The following is an 18,064-nucleotide window of genomic DNA, read 5'->3' as shown; positions in this document are numbered from 1 at the left end:
GTGTAGCGCTCGCAACTTCATACGTCTATGGGGGAAATAATGCTTAATCAAAAGCAAAGGCGCCCAATCGATCGGGCGCCAGGTCATGATTATTATTGAGCGGTCCAGCCTCCGTCAACTGCCGGAGACGCAAGATCGTTCAATCATCGGTTTCTTTAGAGTTAAGCTTCTATTTGTTTCATCTCAGCGCGTTTTGCGTCAAGTTCTTTATTAATATTGTCAACGTCCTTATCAGACAGCGGATAGAACTGCATCACAATCATTGAAACAATGGCGAGAACAGCAGGTATCCAAATAGCCGTCATATTAATCCCTGAAAGGGCGTGAGCTGTCTGGTGCGCAGCATCTCCATTAAATCCATACGCTGCAAGGAACCATAATGGAACAGCACCTCCTAGAGTAAAGCCAATCTTGAAGAAGAGCCCCATAATCGCATTGATGATAGCAGCATTGCGCTTACCAGACTTCAATTCGCCATATGAAACCACTTCGGGAACAAGCGCCCACATGAAGCCAGTCGCTGAGGACAAGCCCCACTGCTTGATGAAAGTCGAAACGTAGGCCAACCAAAGTTGATCGTGCATACCATCGAGACTCCAAATCCAAGTCAGGATTTCGCCGACAACAAACATACCGAGGAAGAGCTGGAAAAAGCCTTTTTTGCCGAAGGTTTTCTTGAGTTTTGGCCAGAATACAGTAAAAGCGATGCCAGGTATGGAGGCAATTAGCCCTACAGCACCCATCCAATCGGAATGATCGACAGTATATTGATAGAAAAACCCATTAACCGTATTCATGAAAAACATAAATGTAAATGCCAACATGAAGAAAATGCCCAGGATAATCAAAGGCTTATTATTTTTAAACTCAACAAAGAAATCATAGACTTTGACTTGTGCCGATTGTTCGGCGTTGGCGACAACGCGTTCTTTCGTAAACTTGTAGCAGAGGAAAAGCGCAATGGCGCCAATAACCATATAAACGGCATAAACGCCAAACCATGCATGATCTGCTGAAGGATCAGTATACGTCCCCATGTTCAGCTTTAATCCAAACAGACCCGTGTCTTTAAGTGAACGATCTTTAGGCGCCACCATTTGAACAAACATGGGGAATAGAGTATAAACAAGAAGATTGGCAACATTTGCAAGCGTCATGCGAGTCGTTGTAATTTGGTCAACAGATTCAGGGTTACGGGTCAATGAGGCGTTCAGCGAGCCGTAAGGAATATTAACGACGGAATATACCAAGTCGAGCAACAAATAGGTAATGAAGATAAAAGGAACAGAACCACGGACGCCGGGAATAGGCGCAAACAGCAGCGCACCCAAGATAACCAGCGGAATACCGGCACGAAGTAACCAGGGACGGTATTTACCTGCTCTTGATGAGCGTTTATCGACATAAGTCCCGACCATCGGGTCCCATAATACATTGACGATACGGACAAAGAGGAAGATAAATCCCGCAGTTGCCGTACCGATCGCATTGACAGTCGTCAGAAAGAGGGCCAGAAAGCCTCCGACGGTACCAAAAACAAGATTTTGAGCAAAATCTCCGAAGCCGTAGCCCATACGTTCAATAAGATTGAGCTTGTGATACTCTTCCTGCTGAACAACCTGTGTGTTATCACTCATGATGAATGCTCCTTTACTTTCTCCATTAAACATTTGAGGATCTTAGCTGTAGGGACGTGTTGATTGCAGCCTCTGAAGCCCATTCTACGAAACCTAATAAAAGCCCTTACATTTTCGAGAATTCATATAAAGTTCAGGCAAATAAAATAAAAAAAAATTCTTATATAAAATACCCGTCCTATGCTCCGTTATACCCGCCCTGCTGATGTTATTGTCCCTTATCTTTGTTTGTTTATTAAATAAACAAAGATATCGCTTATTATCCATAATCGCCTTCAATTTGGCAACCACTAAAAATATACAATTACCGATATAACAGCAAGTTTAAGGGCCATCCTCTGCGGATGGCCCCTACTTAGCATGTTCATTATAAGCCTGACAGGAGTCTGGTTCTTGCCACAACCGGATAGTGGTCCGACGGATATCCTCCGTTTACTTGGCAGCGCTCAACCTGCACCGACAACCATTCGAATTCGGCAGAAGCAAAAATATAATCGATCGGTTCTCCGTCATCGCCACCTTTGAAGTCATGCGCCGTTAAACCGGGTTTTCCTTTGATCCGGGAGTATGCATCCGTCAAATCGCTTTTTGTGCCATCCGTCTCGATCTCGCCACGCAAGAAGCGTATCGGGAACTCATCCGGATACGAGTTGAAATCCCCTGCAAGCAATACGGGAAGCCCATCCAAAGCGCGCTGCTTGGCTATGTGTTCTCCTATTACCTGGATCCCACGGTCTTTCGCTTCCTGGCTATGGTGGTCTAAATGAGTATTGTAAAAATAGAATGAATGGCCGGATTTTCGGTGAAGGAAACAAGTCCAAGTACAGATTCGCGGAAACGCGCTTCCCCAACTAACGGAAGCTTTCAATTCCGGTGTTTCCGACAGCCAAAACTGTCCGTTGTCTTGCATGATTAGCTCGTCGCGGTTATAAAAAATGGCATTGTGCTCGTTTTCATGTTCGCCGAACCGCCCCTGCCCGACCCAATCGTATTCCTTCAAACGGGTCTCCAAATCTTTGAGCATCGAGTGATAGCCTTCTTGAGTGCCGATAAGCATGGGATGATGTTTTTCGATAACGGAGGCCGCTCGGTCGATCCGTTCCGGCCAATAATTAGATCCGTCTTTGATTTCCGGATAGCGCAGATTAAAAGTCATGATAGTGAGTTCCAACATGCCTGCATCCCTCTTTTCTATCATTTCCATGCCGCTTACACTTTTGTCATCCTGCGTATTACTTGATATTACTTGGTATTACTTAGTATTACCGAATGTTACCTGGTATTACTTATGACCCTCGTCACACAAAGTAATACCACATCCGTCCTGCTAGCTCCACGCCTCGATATCCTCATCGTCAATTTCCTCTTGGCCCGTGGGTTGTTCTTCTTCATAGACGTCAGCTCTTGCTGCTTCTACAGGATGCTCGGTCTCCTCTACAGCAGCCGCCGCTTGTTGGGGAACCAACAAGTCTTGTCTGTGAATACCTGTCCGCTCCATCGGGATAAACATCTGCAAATTCCGGACGCCATGCTGCATGATTTCGTTCTCCACGAGATAACGAAGGGAATCCATCAGGTTCGTCTGCATGTTCAACCATGCCATGACATGCGGATCCTCATTCTTCCTCGTCTTCAAGCTAATGTTATCGCCCGCCAGCTTTGTCTTCTTCATCGCCATCACCTGCTTGCTCAGTTAGATTACGCGGGCTGCTCCGCTTTATTTTTCAGCGCCTCGTAAATTTTGCCGCGTACAAAAGCATCCAATCCTGTCGCATTGAGCTCTACAGCGAATTCGGCCGGAATATAGAACAGCTTAATTTCGCGCACGTCGCACAGCTCCTTTAAGTAGGGATACAATATCGTCTGCATGAGAATGCTGCCGCCTCCGTAAACGCAGATCAAGTCAACTTCGTTACGCGCTTTGGTCAATTGCTTCTTTACATGCTGGACGATCTGTTTAACCTGACTCTCCAGCGGTCTCCGGAGTGTCTTAAGCGCCCTTGCATGATACTTATGCTTCGGATTCTTGAGCACATCGCTGAAGAACTGCCTCGGACTGTCCGGAAGATGAATCAGACGGTTAAACTCCTGAAGCGCTTCTTCAATCGCATAGCCCGCTCCATGATGGCTGCCATGCACGAATTGCCGCAAGAACCGGTTGCCCTCCGTAATGGGATACTCCGTCGATCCGTCACCAATATCGACATGGAGAATCCTTTTATCTTTGAAGAAACTCCCATTGAATTTCTTCTCCATTCCGTATGAAGCAGCAAATTCGGCAAAAATCTCGCCTTCCCGCCAATTGCCAGAAGCGTCCTTTTGCAAAGTAAAAATAACTGGCGTTGCTTCCGGAACGACTTTCACGAAAGGAAATAAGATGTTAACCGATACCCGGAGAATGCCGAGGTGTACCGTCACGTGATGCCTTCCCGAAGTGAACCGCTTCTCGAACTTCGCGGAGGTCTCATCCGTATGCTGCGTAACCGGCAGCGCCGTCGCCATGTCAACCTCGATGTCGAGCTGGGCCGGGATATGCTTCTCCTCCTCATAGGCTTTTTGTACCGCGACCGCCGCGATTTGCGCCAGTGTGTTCACAACAGGCAAATCCATCTCGCTCTTGGAGTCGATGCCGATCTGGATATTATCGAGAATTTCACCGCTCTCCAGAGCAAACTTCCCTATGTAATACATGCCCGGCTGCGCAGACGGTGAGTCGATGGTCACAACCAACTGGTCCTGCAGGTTCTTAATGAAGCCCTCCGGCGCTTGCTCCTCCCGCCACGGAAGCTCGTCCACTCTACAATTCACATTGGGCTGCTGAATAAGTTTGCCGTCAATCATCAAATCATGCTCGCTATTCCCGTTATCGTTACCTACAAAGAAGTGATAGTTCATCGCTACATCCTCCTATCAATAGGTTTGCATGCCTTGGTATTACTTTGCCATACCAGGTGTTAGCGGGCATCATGCCATAGTCCTACGATAGATTAGGTTTCTCTCATTGTAATTTGTCGAACGCTCCTCATAAATAACGATACGGCGAAATCAAAAGCCACTTCCGGATCACGAATGGGCGGCCCGCCAGGCATCAAGCTGCTTTTGCACCTCGGCCCGCACCTCGTCGATACCCGCCTGCCGAAGCTCCTGATTAAAATTCGGCAGTACCGAATCCACATCCACGCTGCCCGTCATCAGGCTGGAAAAGTATTTCTCCCAGACCATCTGGATGTTCTGCATCTGGATGGGCATTCGCGACAAATCCGGAGTAAAACCCAGCGTACTCGATACAACCGCTTCCTTGTTGCTGGCACGGAATTGATTCCATTTGTCCAAGGGATCCGGGTATTCTCCGCCCATGGTCTTCAGGATGAACCAATTGCCTTGGGTGTACTGCACGCCTCCATAGCTTGGCTGCGCGTCCGGAATTGGATTGCCGTTCTTGTCCTTGGGCGGAATGGGTACTACCTGTCCATTACGATCGAGGTTGTAGTGCACGCCTTCGATCCCGAAATTGAACAGATTGCGCACCTCGGGATCCGTGTTCAGCAGATTGAGAAACTTTACGGCCTCGACGGGATGCTTCGTTTCCGCGCTGATCGCCATAATTCCACCTCGAATGGATTCCGTCGTGATCAATGCCGGGGTTACCGGGTAAGCCACCAGCTTGTAACCGCGATCCTTGCTCCAGCTATTTTCCGCCAGAGGTCCTCCCCCCGCAGCTTTCCAGAAGACCAGCGCGCCCCGCTTCAGTCCTTCGGTTTCCCGCATGGCCGCATCCTCATTGATATAACCCTCCACATAGTAGCGCCGAAGCAGGTCCAGCACTTTCCGGGCTTCGTCGGTTTCGAAAATATTCACAACCGGGGAATCCGGATCCAGAACATTCCTCATGAGCGGCAGCGTTTTATCCGATACGTATTCATAACCGTCCAAGGCAAAGAAGTTTTGAGATTCCTTATCGAGCTCCATTGGCAGATAAACCGGTTCCTTCTCCTTGATCATCCGTAACAGCGGTTCGAGGGAAGCCAGCGTTGTGTACTTCGAGATATCAATATGGTACTTCTTCACTAACGCATCCGGGTACATCCACTGGTCGCGCACGGCTAATTCTTTATTGGTTGGCACGCCGTAGATACCGCCGTCTTCCATTCGTACGCCTTGCCAGAAAATAGGGTCGATAGCGTCGTACATATCCTTCCCCACTTTCGACAGATAGTCGTTCAGCCTCAGCCAAGCGCCGCGCTGCGCGTAACTGGCGTACTCCGGCGCAAAAGCGATGTCGAAGGGAGTTCCTGCCGACACGAGGGTATTCAGACGCTCCTCGTACTCTTGCCAGCCTACTTTGATATACGTGATGGTAACGCCGATTTTCCTGGTCAGAATCTCGTTGATCCTGTCGTTGACCATCTTAAGGTCCTTGTCAGGATCGCCAATCGTGTAATAGATCAAATTCACCGTGTTGCCCGCTACTTCGGCATTCTCTTCGTTGCCGGATGCAGAGAAACAGCCGGATATAGACAGCGTCAGCATGATGACGAGCACGAAGGATGCAAGGAGACGGCTCAATTTCCGTTGTTCCCGCATGGCATCGTTATTCCTTTCTCCGCAAATCGGAGGGCGACTTGCCGAAATAAGCATGGAAATGAGAATAGAAATAGTTCAGGTTGGGATATCCGACGGAAAGCGCGATGCTGATAATTTTCTCGTCCGTGGACTGTATGCGTTCCTGAGCGCGAAGCATTCGGTAAGCCATTAAATATTCCGAGAACTTCTTTTTTGTCTCCTTGAGGAAAAGCTGTCCGAGATACGTTCCGTTCATGCGAAAACGTTCCGCAACCGACTTCAAGCTGAGGTTCTGGGAATACTCCGCCTTGACGATGAGCAGAATGCGATTCGTCAGCTTGGACAAGCTGTCATAACGTACGCCGAGTACCGGGTCTATATCCAGATCGCTGCGATCCGTATCGGCCAGCTTACCGTTCAGATCTTCGACGATAATCTTCTCGACCAGCTGCTGCAGCTTCGAGCGATCTACGGGTTTGAGCAGGTAATCCTTAGCCCCACAGCGAATCGCCTCCAGGGCATACTGGAACTCGCCATAGCCGCTCATAATAATATATTTCGAGGGAAGGCGCAGCTCGTTAAGCTTGTGGATGGCATCATAACCGCGCTGCTTGCCGATGCATACATCGAAAATCGCCAAATCCGGCAAAATTTCCACGGCCTTCGAAATCGCACCCTCATAGGTCTCGCTCGTCTCGATGCGGCCAAAGCCGTATTTCTCCCAATCCAGCGTTCGCTTCATTCCTTCCAAAATCTGCGGTTCGTCATCCACGATTAGCAGCTTGTACATCGTTCGTCGCCTCCTTGGATAGGATTACGGTTATTTTAACGCCGGCTTCCTCGTTATTGTCGATCGTCATGGAGAAGCCTTTCCCATAGAAAAAGCGCAGCCGGGTATACACGTTACGCAGACCGATGCTGTCCACCGGGGCGTCATCGCCTCTGGAAATCTTTTGCCTGATTTCGGACAAATGCTTCCCGGAAATCCAGTTGCCATTGTCCACGATCTCCAGCACGAAGCGTGACTCTTCCTCCCAGCCGTTTACGATAAGAAGGTTAAACTCGCTCTCCGGATGAAAGCCATGAATGAAAAAGTTTTCTGCCAGCGGCTGCATCCAAAATTTTACGGTAGGCAAGGAGATTAATGCGGGTTCCACATTAAATTGATAATAAAACCGGTCCGGATATTTGAACTCCATAATTTTTAAGTATTTTTGAAGCAAGTTTAACTCGCTGCCAAGCGAAATGATATTCTCGTTTTTTACGATATCGCGGTACAGGGCGCCCAAGGTGGCGATGGCGTCGGAGGTATGGTCGGCGCTGTTCACCAAGGCGGAGGAACGGATCACCTCAAGCGTATTGTACAAAAAGTGAGGATTGATCTGATGCTGAAGCGCTTTCATTTCAGTCTCCTGCTGCTTGAGTTTTAGCAGGTAATTGGTGCGGATATGACGGTCGAGCTGACGGATCATATCGTCCAATTCCCGGGCGATCATGCCGTATTCGTTCCTTCGGTAGCGGGCCGGGTTAACCGGCGTAAAATCCGCCGTTTTCACGCGTCCGATGGACACGATAATCCGACGCAGGAAGTTCGCGTCTTCGCGCAGATTGTAAACGATGAGCAACAGGACGCAGATCATGGCGGCCAGTACGATGAGAAACACGATAAGCAGCACGTTTGCTTTTTGACGGATCAGCGAGGCCAAATCCACGGTGCTGACGAACCGATAATCGAACTCGCTCGAATGAAACGACACGAAATAGGCTCGGTCCAGGAATCCCGTCGATAGAAAGCCATGCGTGCGTCCATCCGCCACGATCCGGCGAATCAGCTCCTCCGAGCTGCGGCCGTTGCCGGCGATGAGATACACGTCTCCGGAATCGCTGACTGCAGCAGCCTCATCCAAATGGTAATTTTGCACCGTTTTAAAAATACGCTCGCTGCTAACCAGGAATCGGAATTCGCCCAGCTGACGGGAGATTTGGTTCGGATCCGACAGCTTTTTGTGATAGACGAATCCTTTTTGAATCGTCTCGCGAAACGTTTCGTCGGAGTTTGGCAGACGGAATAGATAACTCGTATTGCCGTTATTATCGAAGCTCACCACGTTGCCCTCTTGCTCGGTATGCAGGCTGATTTGCGTGATGTCTCCCTTTCCCCCGTTGCTTAAGAAGGATTTCATATCGTCGGGAAAAGAGACAAGCGGCCGGTTATATTGACTGCCCTGCAGCCTGCTCGTCAGATAGCCCTCCGCGTTATTTCCCAAGAAGCTGCGAATGTCGGACACCAGACCGCTGTTGGAATACACTCGCTGCATAAACGCTTCGATACGGTCGGCATCGTACTGGAGGCTGTTTTCCACCCGAGAGAATGCACCTGTGGCCTCGTTTCTGGAATTCCCCACCCATTGGTCCAGCAGTACCGCGCAGGTGAGCGCGCCGAGCGCAAGGCCGATGAATACCACAAATACCGCATATGCAATGAACTTGCCGCGATAGATCTTGATTTGCATAAATGAACGCATGCGGCATCTCCTTTGCAATAGGCTTTTGCCCTACCCCACCGCTCAAACATATAACGTTGTTATTGATAAAAGCAATCCTAAATTTCGTGCCAGAAAACCCGAACGGCAATCTCCGTTCGGGTTTTTCGGATGTTGATGACAGACAAAACTTATTTGAAATACGAATCGACTTGCTCTTGGGCGGCCTTCATAATCGCATCCATGCCAGCGGCCTTTAGTTCCGACACAATCTTCGGTACCATTTTCTCCGGATCGGAAGCGCCTGTCAGCAGCTCATACCGGTATTTGTCCCATACCGCTTTCGTATTGGCCACTTCGGTGCTCAGCTTGCTGATGTCCAGCGCAAAGCCCAAGTTCGTGGAGGAAGTCGCCTGATCGTTCAGCTTGCGGACTTGATCCCACTGATCTACCGGAGCGCCTTTCGTTACGGCCAGGTCGAAGAACGTCCCTTGCGTATAAGCGGCAAGCGGCCATGTATCGGACTTGCGCTCAATCACTTTCTCGCCATCCACGTTGTCGTAATCGACGCCCAGCTCGCCGAAGGCCAGCATATTGCGCAGCTTCGGATCCGTATTAACCAGCTGCAAATATTTCAACGCTTCTTTCTTATATTTCGAGTTGGCCGAGATCGCGTTCAGAGAGCCTTGAATCGTACTTGTCGTATAAATCGGGCCAAAGATCTGAAACATGTCGTACTTCTCGACACCCTCCGTGATCTGCCAGCTCGCTTCCGCACCCGGGAAGGCCTGCGCCGCGAAGAAAGGACGGGCTTTGTCTGCCTCCGTTTTCGTTGGTGCGTCCGGATTGATAATACCGTCTTGGTACCATTGGTGCAGCTGCTTGAGTCCCTCCATGATGTCCGGCTGCTCCAGTACGGAGACAACCTTGCGGGAAGCATCATCGACTTTCACGCCGATCGGCGGCAGGCCAAGCGTCATATCGTCGTAGCCGTTGAAAAATCCGTTAAACCCGTCACCTTGGGTAAGCGACAGCGGGTAGAAGCTTTTGCCTTCGCCAGCCTTCATATCGTGGAACGGTTTGTCGAGGTCCTTCAACGTCTTGATGCTAGCCGTGTCGATGCCGTATTTCTGCACGTATTTGTCGTCGAACACCCAATATTGGGTCAAAGACGAGTCTTTGTACGTCGGCACGGAGTAGATTTTCCCTCCGATTTTTGTTCCATCCCACACCTTCTGAGGAATCAGCTTGTAGAGATCCGGCGTATCGCTTTGCACCAGGTCGGTCAGGTCGGCGAACGCGCCCATCGTCACTTGCTGGCTATACTTGGAGTTATTCGTAAACATGATGTCGAACGGTTCGCCGGTATTTACGATCGTATTGATCTTCGTATCCCAGTCGCCCCAGCTTGCTACCTTAATGTCGATTTTCACGCCGATCTTCTCGGCCGTGTAATCGTTCATCGCGGCAATCGCTTTATCGAAGTTGGCGGGAGTCTGTCCGCCGATCGTCCACCATACCAGCGTAGGCACATCGCCCGAATCAGCAGGCTTGCTCGTTTCCGTCTGCGCGCTTGCCGCCTGATTGGTGTTCGAAGGCTTGTTGGTGCTTGAATCCGAATTGGAATTGGAATTCGAGTTGCCGCAGCCTGCAAGAGCGGTTGTCAAAAGCGCTACGGCGCTGATAGCAAGCCATTTTTTCTTCGTCCTTTTCATGTACATTTCCTCCCTTTAATATAGCCCTCTTCATTCCCACCGTCTGCATTTGCGCGGTGGATATCATAAACCGGACGAATCCGAGTTTATTTCGAGTTAACCTTTCAGAATTAACCTTTCACGGCGCCTACCGTCAGACCGGAAATAAAGTATTTCTGGAAGAACGGGTAAGCAACGGCAACGGGAACCACGATGACGATGGCAACGGCCATCCGCGCGGATTCCTTCGGCATGGTTGCGACAAGCTCCGCATAACTGATGCCCATGCTGGAAGCATTTTTCGCCAGGGCGTCCACGTTGGTCATCAAGCTGTTCAAGAGCGCCTGCAGCGAGTACAAGTTCTGGTTATCAATGTACAGCATGGATTGGAACCAGTCGTTCCAATAGGCGAAGCAGAGGAACAATCCAATGGTCGCCAGAACCGGCAGCGAGATCGGCAACACGATCGAGAAGTAAATGCGCAATTGGCTCGAGCCGTCGATTTCGGCGGATTCGATCAGCGCGTCTGGAATCGTGCTTCGGAAGAAGGTTTTGCAAATGATCACGTTGAAGGAGGAGACAGCCAGCGGCAGAATAAGCGCCCACACCGTATCCTTCAGGCCCAGCATATTGGAATTGATATAGTAGCTGGACACCAAACCTCCGTTAAATACCATCGGAATGAATACGATCCAGGTCAGAAGCCCCTTCAGCTTGTAATTCGGCCGGGAAAGGACGTACCCCATAGACGTTGTAAGCATCACGCCAATTACGGTACCGAGGGCGGTAACGAGCACGGAGATGCCAAGCGCCTTCGTGATCATCGTCCCTTGCTGCGCGATATAGCGATAAGCATCGCCGGAGAATGCCGTCGGGAAAAGATGATACCCGCTGCTGCGAATAGAATCTTCGCTGGTCAGCGATATGGACAACACCACAAGGACAGGTATAAGGCAAAGCAGCGCCAATACGATAAAAATCAGATGGAAAACAACGTTCGTGCCGGTTCGGATCCGGTTGAACTTGTCCAGACCCGTGTCGAATTTCGCTCTTGCTGACATTCCCGCTTCCCCCTTTACATCATTGCGCTCTCTCGGTCTACGAGACGAACAACCCAGTTGGCAATCAGAATGGTCACGCAGCCCATTACGGATTGCAAGAATGCAGAAGCCGATGCCATGCCGAGCGTTGCGGACTTGAGTTGCTTATACACAAGAACGTCAATTGTAGTCGCTACATTGAACAATGAATTGGAATCCCGCGGCACTTGGAAGAACAAACCGAAGTCGGTGTAGAAGATGCGGCCTACGGCCAAGATGAACATCATCACGATAACCAGCTTCATAAGCGGAAGCGTAAGGTAGCGCGCTTGCTGCCATTTGGACGCTCCGTCGATGACGGCAGCCTCGTAATACGTGCTGTCGATGCCGGCAATGGTCGCCAAGTAGACTACCATGCCGTAGCCTAGACCCTTCCATACGTTCATGAATACCAGGAAGTACGGCCAATACTTCGGCTCCATATACCAGTTCACCGGGTCGTTGCCGAGGACGGCCAGGAATTGATTGGCGATCCCTTTATCGAAGCTTAGAAACGCCCATACAATAGCGGAAACCACGACCCAAGAAAGGAAATACGGCAAGAACATCAACGTCTGATAGATTTTCCCGGCCTTGCCGCTATGCAGTTGACCGATCATCAAGGCCAACGTGACGGGTACCGCAATGCTCAGCACGATGAAAATCAGATTGTAGCCCAGCGTATTGCGGATTACGACCCAGGCATCGTTCGACTTGAACAGGAACTCGAAATTTTTAAAGCCGGTCCAATCGCTGTTGATGATGTTGCTCAGGAAACCGCCGTGAATCTTGAAATCTTTGAAGGCAATAATAAGGCCGAACATTGGCAAGAAACAAAACAAGATATACCAGATCGTTGTTGGTAAGGCCAGAAACGTCAGTTCCGTATCCTGTGTGCGCCAGCGTGTTCGCAAGCTTTTTCGCCCGCTCTTCATGTCCATGTTCGCCACTCCTTACGTTTGTTTGCATTCAGCATGTACACGCTTTAGCTCAAGCCCTTGGTAAGCGCATTCATTAAACAGTGCTGATCCAACTATTTGATGTCATTTTATAGAAAACCGCCTGCTCAGTTCCAGACTAAAAACATGAGACTACAGTCAACAAACGTTAGATTTTCGCCTTCAGCGAAGAAACCTGGGAGCATTTTTTAGGAGTAGCCTTCTAATGGCAACATAGCAAAAGGGGCTTTCTCTGAAATAGAGAAAGCCCCTTTTTAAGTCATACTTTCCTTTGCTAACATTTCTTTCTGGATCGAAAAAACCCGGATTCCATTGTAATATGGATACTTCCGTTCCCCTCTAAAATTTTCTCATTCAGATATGCTCTGAAGGCTTTTAAATTATCGCCCTTCAGATAATCTCTTGCGTTCATAGGCGTTGAAGTCATGTAATCAATGAGAGGCTCCGCCTCATCTACCTCCATGTAATCTTCATACCGCAGCAAATCAATGACCGGGAAGTGGGACGACAAAATCTCCTTTCCCGTTTCCAAATGGAATCTCTCCATAACATCATCCAGCACTCGAAGGTCCGGGTCGAATGCCCTCGCGAGCTGCTCCATTTCTTGAAGATGGGCTTTGCTCATGGTAGAGGTATAGAGCATGCCGTCCTTCTTAAGAACCCTATGGCATTCGGACAGCGCTTGCTCGATATCCAACACATGATAAAGCATGTGATTCGCAATAACCACATCGAACTCGCCATCGTGGAACGGAATGGATTGCGCATCGGCGACAAGAAAGGCAAAATTGCCGCTGATGTCTCTTACATTGGCGCGAGCGGCCTCCAACATGCCCGGGGATATATCGGTAAGCATGATGCTCCAGGATGGCGGTATCCTATCCCTATTTCGGCTCCACAAGGCGGCATCTCCGCAGCCGAGTTCCAATATTTTTAGATTTGGTTCCGAGCCGAGCTGATCGAAGAACCATCGGTGCCATCCCATTTTATTGGCGCTGAAGGTATCGTACAACTGGATTCTAGCCTGTAACCGGAGGGCGTTTCGGTATTGCTCTCCCCAATCTTTCTCGGTATGAATCGTCTGAATGATTTCGAACAAGCTATCCCATTCCGTTTTCGCTTGGTGTTTCCCCAGCACATCAAGTGTCTCATCGATTGCTTTGGATACATATTGCATGTGGGCAACTTTTTTTTGGATCACTTCCTTTTGCAACATAAGCGAGCTTCTTGAATCCTGCTCGAGAAATGAGCCCTCATGAATGATATGCTTTATTTCGGCAAGACTCAGACCGATATATTTGAGCACATGAATTTTTTGCAACCGAACTAAGTCCTCTTTACCGTACATTCGGACAGAAGCATGGTTAACATACGATGGCTTCAGCAACCCGATCTGGTCATAATACCGCAGGGTTCGGATAGTCAATCCCGTCCGTTTCGCAATCTGTCCAGTCGTCCAATATTCTTTATCTTCACGCGCTGGCATCTACAAGATCCTCCATTGTAACGATTGTTATCTTGATTATACAAATGACATCAAAAAAGGAGTACCTCCCCCCCCTGGGATGAACTCCTCTTTTATCCTGCTATAACCTCTCCTACGCGATTCGAGGAATATCTCTTAGATCACTATAAATGATTTTCCCCAATCCTTGTGCGACGCTCACCATCTCATCGGCGCCTTGGGAGGGACCTCCGATTCGAAGAACCGCATCGCAATGTTTCAAGAGCCGAACGGAGGATGGATGAAATATGCGATTAAAAATATCGTCTCCGATCTGCCGTGAACCTGCCTTCTCGATTAATGGAAGTGCATACCACTCGCCAAGCACAGGCAAATGGCCCGCCTCATATACCTGTAGCGCGATATCGTTCATCAATTCGATGTTGCGGCGAATCAAATCCGGATCGTCTCCCGTTCCCGAACGATAAGGGCCTGCAATAAGGATATGCTGCTGTCTTAAAACAGGGTCAAGCAGCCGATTAATTTGAGCGTATTGCAGCAGCATAATCGTTTTTCCGTCTTTGATCTCTCCTGTTTTTATCATATCGAGCGCCTGCTGGAAAGGATATTCCAGCACTTCAATGTTTTCCTGCTCCTCCTTGACTCCTCCGCCCTCTCCAATTTTCATGACTGGCGAATATTCCGCGACGAAAAAATGCAAAATTTCCGTTACGGACCCTGGCGACATGTAGGCTTCGCCGATTTTTTGCACGTTAGCTACCCTGTAACCGGTCTCCTCTTCGGTCTCCCGGCGAATGCTGTCTTCCGCGCTTTCCTTATCTAACAAACCTGCGCAAGCTTCGATTAATAACCCCGTCTCGTTTCCGTTCACGTAAGTCGGGATCCGGAACTGCCGCGTCAAAATAACCGTCTGCTTATCCCGATTATAGAGCAAGATCGTTGCACCGTTTCCACGGTCGTATGATTCCCTGGACTGACTATTCCAGGAACCATCCCTTGCTTCGCTCATGTAAGTAATTTTCTTAAGCACATACCAGTTATCAGACAAAATTTCTTCGTTTACGATTCGGATCTTTGGATTCATCGTATTCCTCCCTCCCGATGAATCTCATTATATCGGGTTACGTAACGTCACCTTCAAGTCCTTTTTTTAATCAAAACTTACCTTCACTTATGATACGGTTCACCGCGGTTAATCTTCACCGCGCGGTAGATCTGCTCGATCAGCACCAGCCGCATCAGCTGGTGCGGCAGCGTCATGCGCCCGAAGCTGAGCTTCTGCTGGGCGCGCTGCAGCACCGCGGGAGCAAGCCCCGTGCTCCCGCCAATGACAAACGCCACGTGGCTTCGCCCATACGTGGCCAGCTTATCGAGCTGGTCCGCGAGATCCTCGCTGGACCAGAGCTCGCCCCCAATCGCGAGCGCGACAACATGGGCGTCCGGCTTCAGCTGCGCCAGAAGCCGTTCCCCTTCCCGCTCGCGTACTTGCGCTTCCTCCGCCGGACTCATTGTCTCCGGCGCCTTCTCGTCAGGCACTTCCGTGAGCGTTAGCTTCACGTACGGCCCGAGCCGCTTGGCATACTCCGCGATGCCTTGCACCAAATATTTTTCCTTAAGCTTGCCAACCGAAGCAATCTGTATATGCATGAATGTTCATCCTTTATGTATAATAACGACCCCAATGGTCTCCATTTAAGCTGCTCTTACGTTCCACGTGGAACTCTTTGCGCTACTTCGCTCCGGCATTAACCAGCAGCTGCTCGATTTTTTTAAACCCTCTCTTGCGGGCATGCTGCAGCGGCGTAACGCCATCGTTGTCGGCCAGATTGACGTCCGCCCCATGCTCGATCAGCAGCTTTACCGTCTCTACCTGCCGCTCATTACCGTTATTGAGAATAATGGCTTCGAGCAATGCTGTCCAACCGAGATTATTGACATGATTCACATTCGTATCCGTTCGCTCTAGCAGCTCCCGAACAACCTCGACATAACCATGTTCCGAGGCCGGGATAATGGCAATGCCTCCGTAACGGTTCGTTATCTTCGTATCCGCTCCGGCATCAATCGTAAGCCTCAGAATGTCCAAATACCCTTCTGCCCCGGCATACAAGAATGGAGAATTCAGCATCTCATCCCGTAAATTCACATCCGCTCCCGCTTCAGTCAGCACCTCTGCCACCGCGTAATCCTTATTGTAGGTCGCGATCATAAGAGGGGTGCGTCCCTTCGCATCCTGAACATCCAGGTTTGCGCCGTCTTGAATCAGTTGGCGGACTTTATCGGCTTCTCCATCCTCCGAGGCTTGAAGCAGCTGTTCATCAATCGTTCCCATTAAGCGTACACTCTCCTCTTCTTGAATATGACGGTCGCCTCCGGCACCGTTATCGCATCCTTGAAGCAACAGGAGGCATGCAAGCATCCATTTCTTCATAGGGTATCCCCCTTGCACGGCCATCCCAGCCTTATGAAAAAAGCGCCCCCGCACCTATGCGGCAAGCGCCTCAAACGAATTTCTCTTCCTATACCACCAAAAACTCGGCGGCTGCCTCACTGCAAAGATCGCAGCTGCGAGGCGGATCCCAATCCGCAAATTCCGTTTCCTTCAAATCGACAATATCCGGCGCATCCTCGTATTCGTCAACAAATTTATCAATTGCCAGCTCTACATGCTGCTTGCACACACAATACATTCGAATTTCGCTTCCTCTTCAAAGTTGTTTATTATACAGCTAGCATAGCAAACAAGCCTGCCGATGTGAAGTAATCCGGCCAATTCTCCCTTTCATTTCCTTCCCCCGGCCATCACGCTATAATGATTACAAGTCTATGCGAAGAAGGAGAATATCCCGTGTTTATTGCTATTGCCCTGTTCGTAATTGCCGGCCTGGCCGAGATTGGCGGCGGTTATCTGGTCTGGTTATGGCTTCGCGAAGCAAAGCCGCTCTGGTACGGCATCGTAGGCGGCATAATCCTGATTGCGTACGGCGTTATTCCCACCCTACAGAATTTCCCCTCTTTTGGCCGCGTCTATGCTGCTTATGGAGGAGTCTTTATCATTCTGGCCGTTCTTTGGGGATGGCTCATCGATAAAAAAGCTCCCGATCTGTACGACTGGATCGGTGCCGCCGTCTGCATCATCGGCGTTGCCATCATGCTCTACGCTCCACGCGGCAGCTAACACGCAAAATACCAAAGCCGCACGGGCATCCACTTTGCCCGTGCGGCTTCTTATGTTACGGTTGGCTAATTCGAATACTGCCGCTGTCCGTGCGAACCTTGATAACTTCTCCCGATGTTCCTTGTTGATCCGGTTTATGAATGGATCCCGAATCGGAATCCAGATCATACATTCCGCCGTACGAAGAAGGGATCTCGATTCTTACGCTGCCGGAGTCGCTCTTCACGTCTACGCCGGTTGTATCGTCCTTCACCATGCGGATACTGCCGGAATCGGAACGTACAACAGCCTTTCCGTTCAGATGATCGATCGTAATGCTGCCGGAGTCGGACGAAGCCTTCAGCTCTGCTCCAACAGTCCCCGCATGAATGCTTCCCGAATCGGACTTGATCGACAAGCTGCTGCCTTTAAAGCTCTCTAGTTTAATGCTTCCGGAATCGGACTTCAGCGACAACGTGCCGCCCTCGAAGCTGCCAAGCCGGATGCTTCCCGAATCGGTCTCCACCTGGCTGTCAGCCGCTTTTGCGCCATCTACTCTCACGGAACCCGAATCGCTCTTTACCTTCAACGATTCAAGAGACGACATGGCTTCTTCGGTCAGCGACACGGTTATGACCTGCTTATCGTTCCAGCCGGAGAAATCGAACAATCCGAAATGCCACTTCTCCTTCAACCGAAGATCAAGCTTTCCGTTCTCGACTCTTGCGTTCTTGATCTGATCGATAACCTCCGACTTTGCTTTGCCTTCGACATGAATCGAGTTGCTTCCGTCCGTGCTTGGAACAAAATCCACTTCCAGTCCAAGGCTGTCGGATGTAAGGCTAAGCTCCTGCATTTTATCCTCGAGCTGCAAAGTATGGGCATATTCCTTGCTCTTCACTCCGCCGAATTGATATTGCAACAACGCCATTATTCCGATCGCCACAAGGACCACTCCTATCGTATTTCTAACCCATCGTCTATTCATAGTTGATTTCTCTCCCTCTCTGCTCTTGCTTCTTGAATA

Annotated in this window: 17 protein-coding genes; 1 reads left to right on the top strand and 16 read right to left on the bottom strand. The window is 49.7% G+C overall.

Annotated features, from left to right (window positions below):
- Positions 1-161: 161 nt before the first annotated feature.
- The 15 genes from PGL01S_RS23090 to PGL01S_RS23020 all read right to left on the bottom strand — a co-directional run bounded on the left by PGL01S_RS23090 (position 162) and on the right by PGL01S_RS23020 (position 16,570).
- The gene (locus PGL01S_RS23090; protein ID WP_127496894.1) at positions 162-1,637 is read right to left on the bottom strand and encodes an MFS transporter; all 1,476 of its coding nucleotides are present in this window, start codon (positions 1,635-1,637) and stop codon (positions 162-164) included.
- Between the two features lie 367 nt (positions 1,638-2,004).
- Positions 2,005-2,811 carry an endonuclease/exonuclease/phosphatase family protein gene (locus PGL01S_RS23085; RefSeq protein WP_164775567.1) on the bottom strand — a complete coding sequence of 269 codons (807 nt, stop codon included), beginning with the start codon at positions 2,809-2,811 and terminating at the stop codon, positions 2,005-2,007.
- A 153-nt stretch (positions 2,812-2,964) separates the two neighbouring features.
- Positions 2,965-3,309: a hypothetical protein gene (locus PGL01S_RS23080; RefSeq protein WP_127496892.1), complete on the bottom strand. Its 345-nt coding sequence runs from the start codon at positions 3,307-3,309 to the stop codon at positions 2,965-2,967.
- A 26-nt stretch (positions 3,310-3,335) separates the two neighbouring features.
- The gene (locus tag PGL01S_RS23075) at positions 3,336-4,532 is read right to left on the bottom strand and encodes a ParM/StbA family protein (protein WP_127496891.1); all 1,197 of its coding nucleotides are present in this window, start codon (positions 4,530-4,532) and stop codon (positions 3,336-3,338) included.
- 168 nt (positions 4,533-4,700) lie between these two features.
- Positions 4,701-6,221, bottom strand: a complete 1,521-nt coding sequence (locus PGL01S_RS23070; protein ID WP_127496890.1) for an ABC transporter substrate-binding protein — start codon at positions 6,219-6,221, stop codon at positions 4,701-4,703.
- Positions 6,222-6,228: 7 nt separating this feature from the next.
- Positions 6,229-6,990, bottom strand: a complete 762-nt coding sequence (locus PGL01S_RS23065) for a response regulator transcription factor (protein ID WP_127496889.1) — start codon at positions 6,988-6,990, stop codon at positions 6,229-6,231.
- Entirely contained in the window at positions 6,965-8,725 is a 1,761-nt protein-coding gene (locus PGL01S_RS23060; protein ID WP_127496888.1) for a sensor histidine kinase, read from the bottom strand. Before PGL01S_RS23060 ends, PGL01S_RS23065 begins: the two co-directional genes overlap by 26 nt.
- 149 nt (positions 8,726-8,874) lie before the next feature.
- The gene (locus PGL01S_RS23055; RefSeq protein ID WP_127496887.1) at positions 8,875-10,398 is read right to left on the bottom strand and encodes an ABC transporter substrate-binding protein; all 1,524 of its coding nucleotides are present in this window, start codon (positions 10,396-10,398) and stop codon (positions 8,875-8,877) included.
- Between the two features lie 110 nt (positions 10,399-10,508).
- Positions 10,509-11,438, bottom strand: a complete 930-nt coding sequence (locus PGL01S_RS23050) for a carbohydrate ABC transporter permease (protein ID WP_127496886.1) — start codon at positions 11,436-11,438, stop codon at positions 10,509-10,511.
- 14 nt (positions 11,439-11,452) lie between these two features.
- Positions 11,453-12,397 (bottom strand): ABC transporter permease, encoded by a 945-nt coding sequence (locus tag PGL01S_RS23045; protein WP_127496885.1) that lies wholly within the window; start codon positions 12,395-12,397, stop codon positions 11,453-11,455.
- 292 nt (positions 12,398-12,689) lie between these two features.
- Positions 12,690-13,901, bottom strand: coding sequence for a MerR family transcriptional regulator (locus PGL01S_RS23040; RefSeq protein ID WP_127496884.1), 1,212 nt, complete (start codon positions 13,899-13,901; stop codon positions 12,690-12,692).
- A 112-nt stretch (positions 13,902-14,013) separates the two neighbouring features.
- Positions 14,014-14,964, bottom strand: coding sequence for a GDP-mannose pyrophosphatase NudK (nudK, locus tag PGL01S_RS23035; RefSeq protein ID WP_127496883.1), 951 nt, complete (start codon positions 14,962-14,964; stop codon positions 14,014-14,016).
- An 83-nt stretch (positions 14,965-15,047) separates the two neighbouring features.
- Positions 15,048-15,527: a 23S rRNA (pseudouridine(1915)-N(3))-methyltransferase RlmH gene (gene rlmH / locus PGL01S_RS23030; RefSeq protein ID WP_127496882.1), complete on the bottom strand. Its 480-nt coding sequence runs from the start codon at positions 15,525-15,527 to the stop codon at positions 15,048-15,050.
- A gap of 82 nt (positions 15,528-15,609) precedes the next feature.
- Positions 15,610-16,311: an ankyrin repeat domain-containing protein gene (locus tag PGL01S_RS23025; protein WP_127496881.1), complete on the bottom strand. Its 702-nt coding sequence runs from the start codon at positions 16,309-16,311 to the stop codon at positions 15,610-15,612.
- A gap of 88 nt (positions 16,312-16,399) precedes the next feature.
- The gene (locus PGL01S_RS23020; protein WP_116394530.1) at positions 16,400-16,570 is read right to left on the bottom strand and encodes a CxxH/CxxC protein; all 171 of its coding nucleotides are present in this window, start codon (positions 16,568-16,570) and stop codon (positions 16,400-16,402) included.
- Between the two features lie 158 nt (positions 16,571-16,728).
- Here PGL01S_RS23020 and PGL01S_RS23015 point away from each other — a divergent pair, with 158 nt between their 5' ends.
- Positions 16,729-17,058: a YnfA family protein gene (locus PGL01S_RS23015; RefSeq protein ID WP_127496880.1), complete on the top strand. Its 330-nt coding sequence runs from the start codon at positions 16,729-16,731 to the stop codon at positions 17,056-17,058.
- 55 nt (positions 17,059-17,113) lie between these two features.
- On the opposite strand, the gene PGL01S_RS23010 is transcribed toward PGL01S_RS23015, so the two are convergent.
- Positions 17,114-18,025 carry a DUF4097 family beta strand repeat-containing protein gene (locus PGL01S_RS23010; protein WP_244935714.1) on the bottom strand — a complete coding sequence of 304 codons (912 nt, stop codon included), beginning with the start codon at positions 18,023-18,025 and terminating at the stop codon, positions 17,114-17,116.
- Positions 18,026-18,064: the final 39 nt, after the last annotated feature.

This window comes from Paenibacillus glycanilyticus NBRC 16618 (assembly GCF_004000805.1).
GTDB lineage: Bacteria > Bacillota > Bacilli > Paenibacillales > Paenibacillaceae > Pristimantibacillus > Pristimantibacillus glycanilyticus.
Note: the sequence above shows the minus strand (reverse complement) of the source record. Positions and strands in the feature narration are given on the sequence as shown.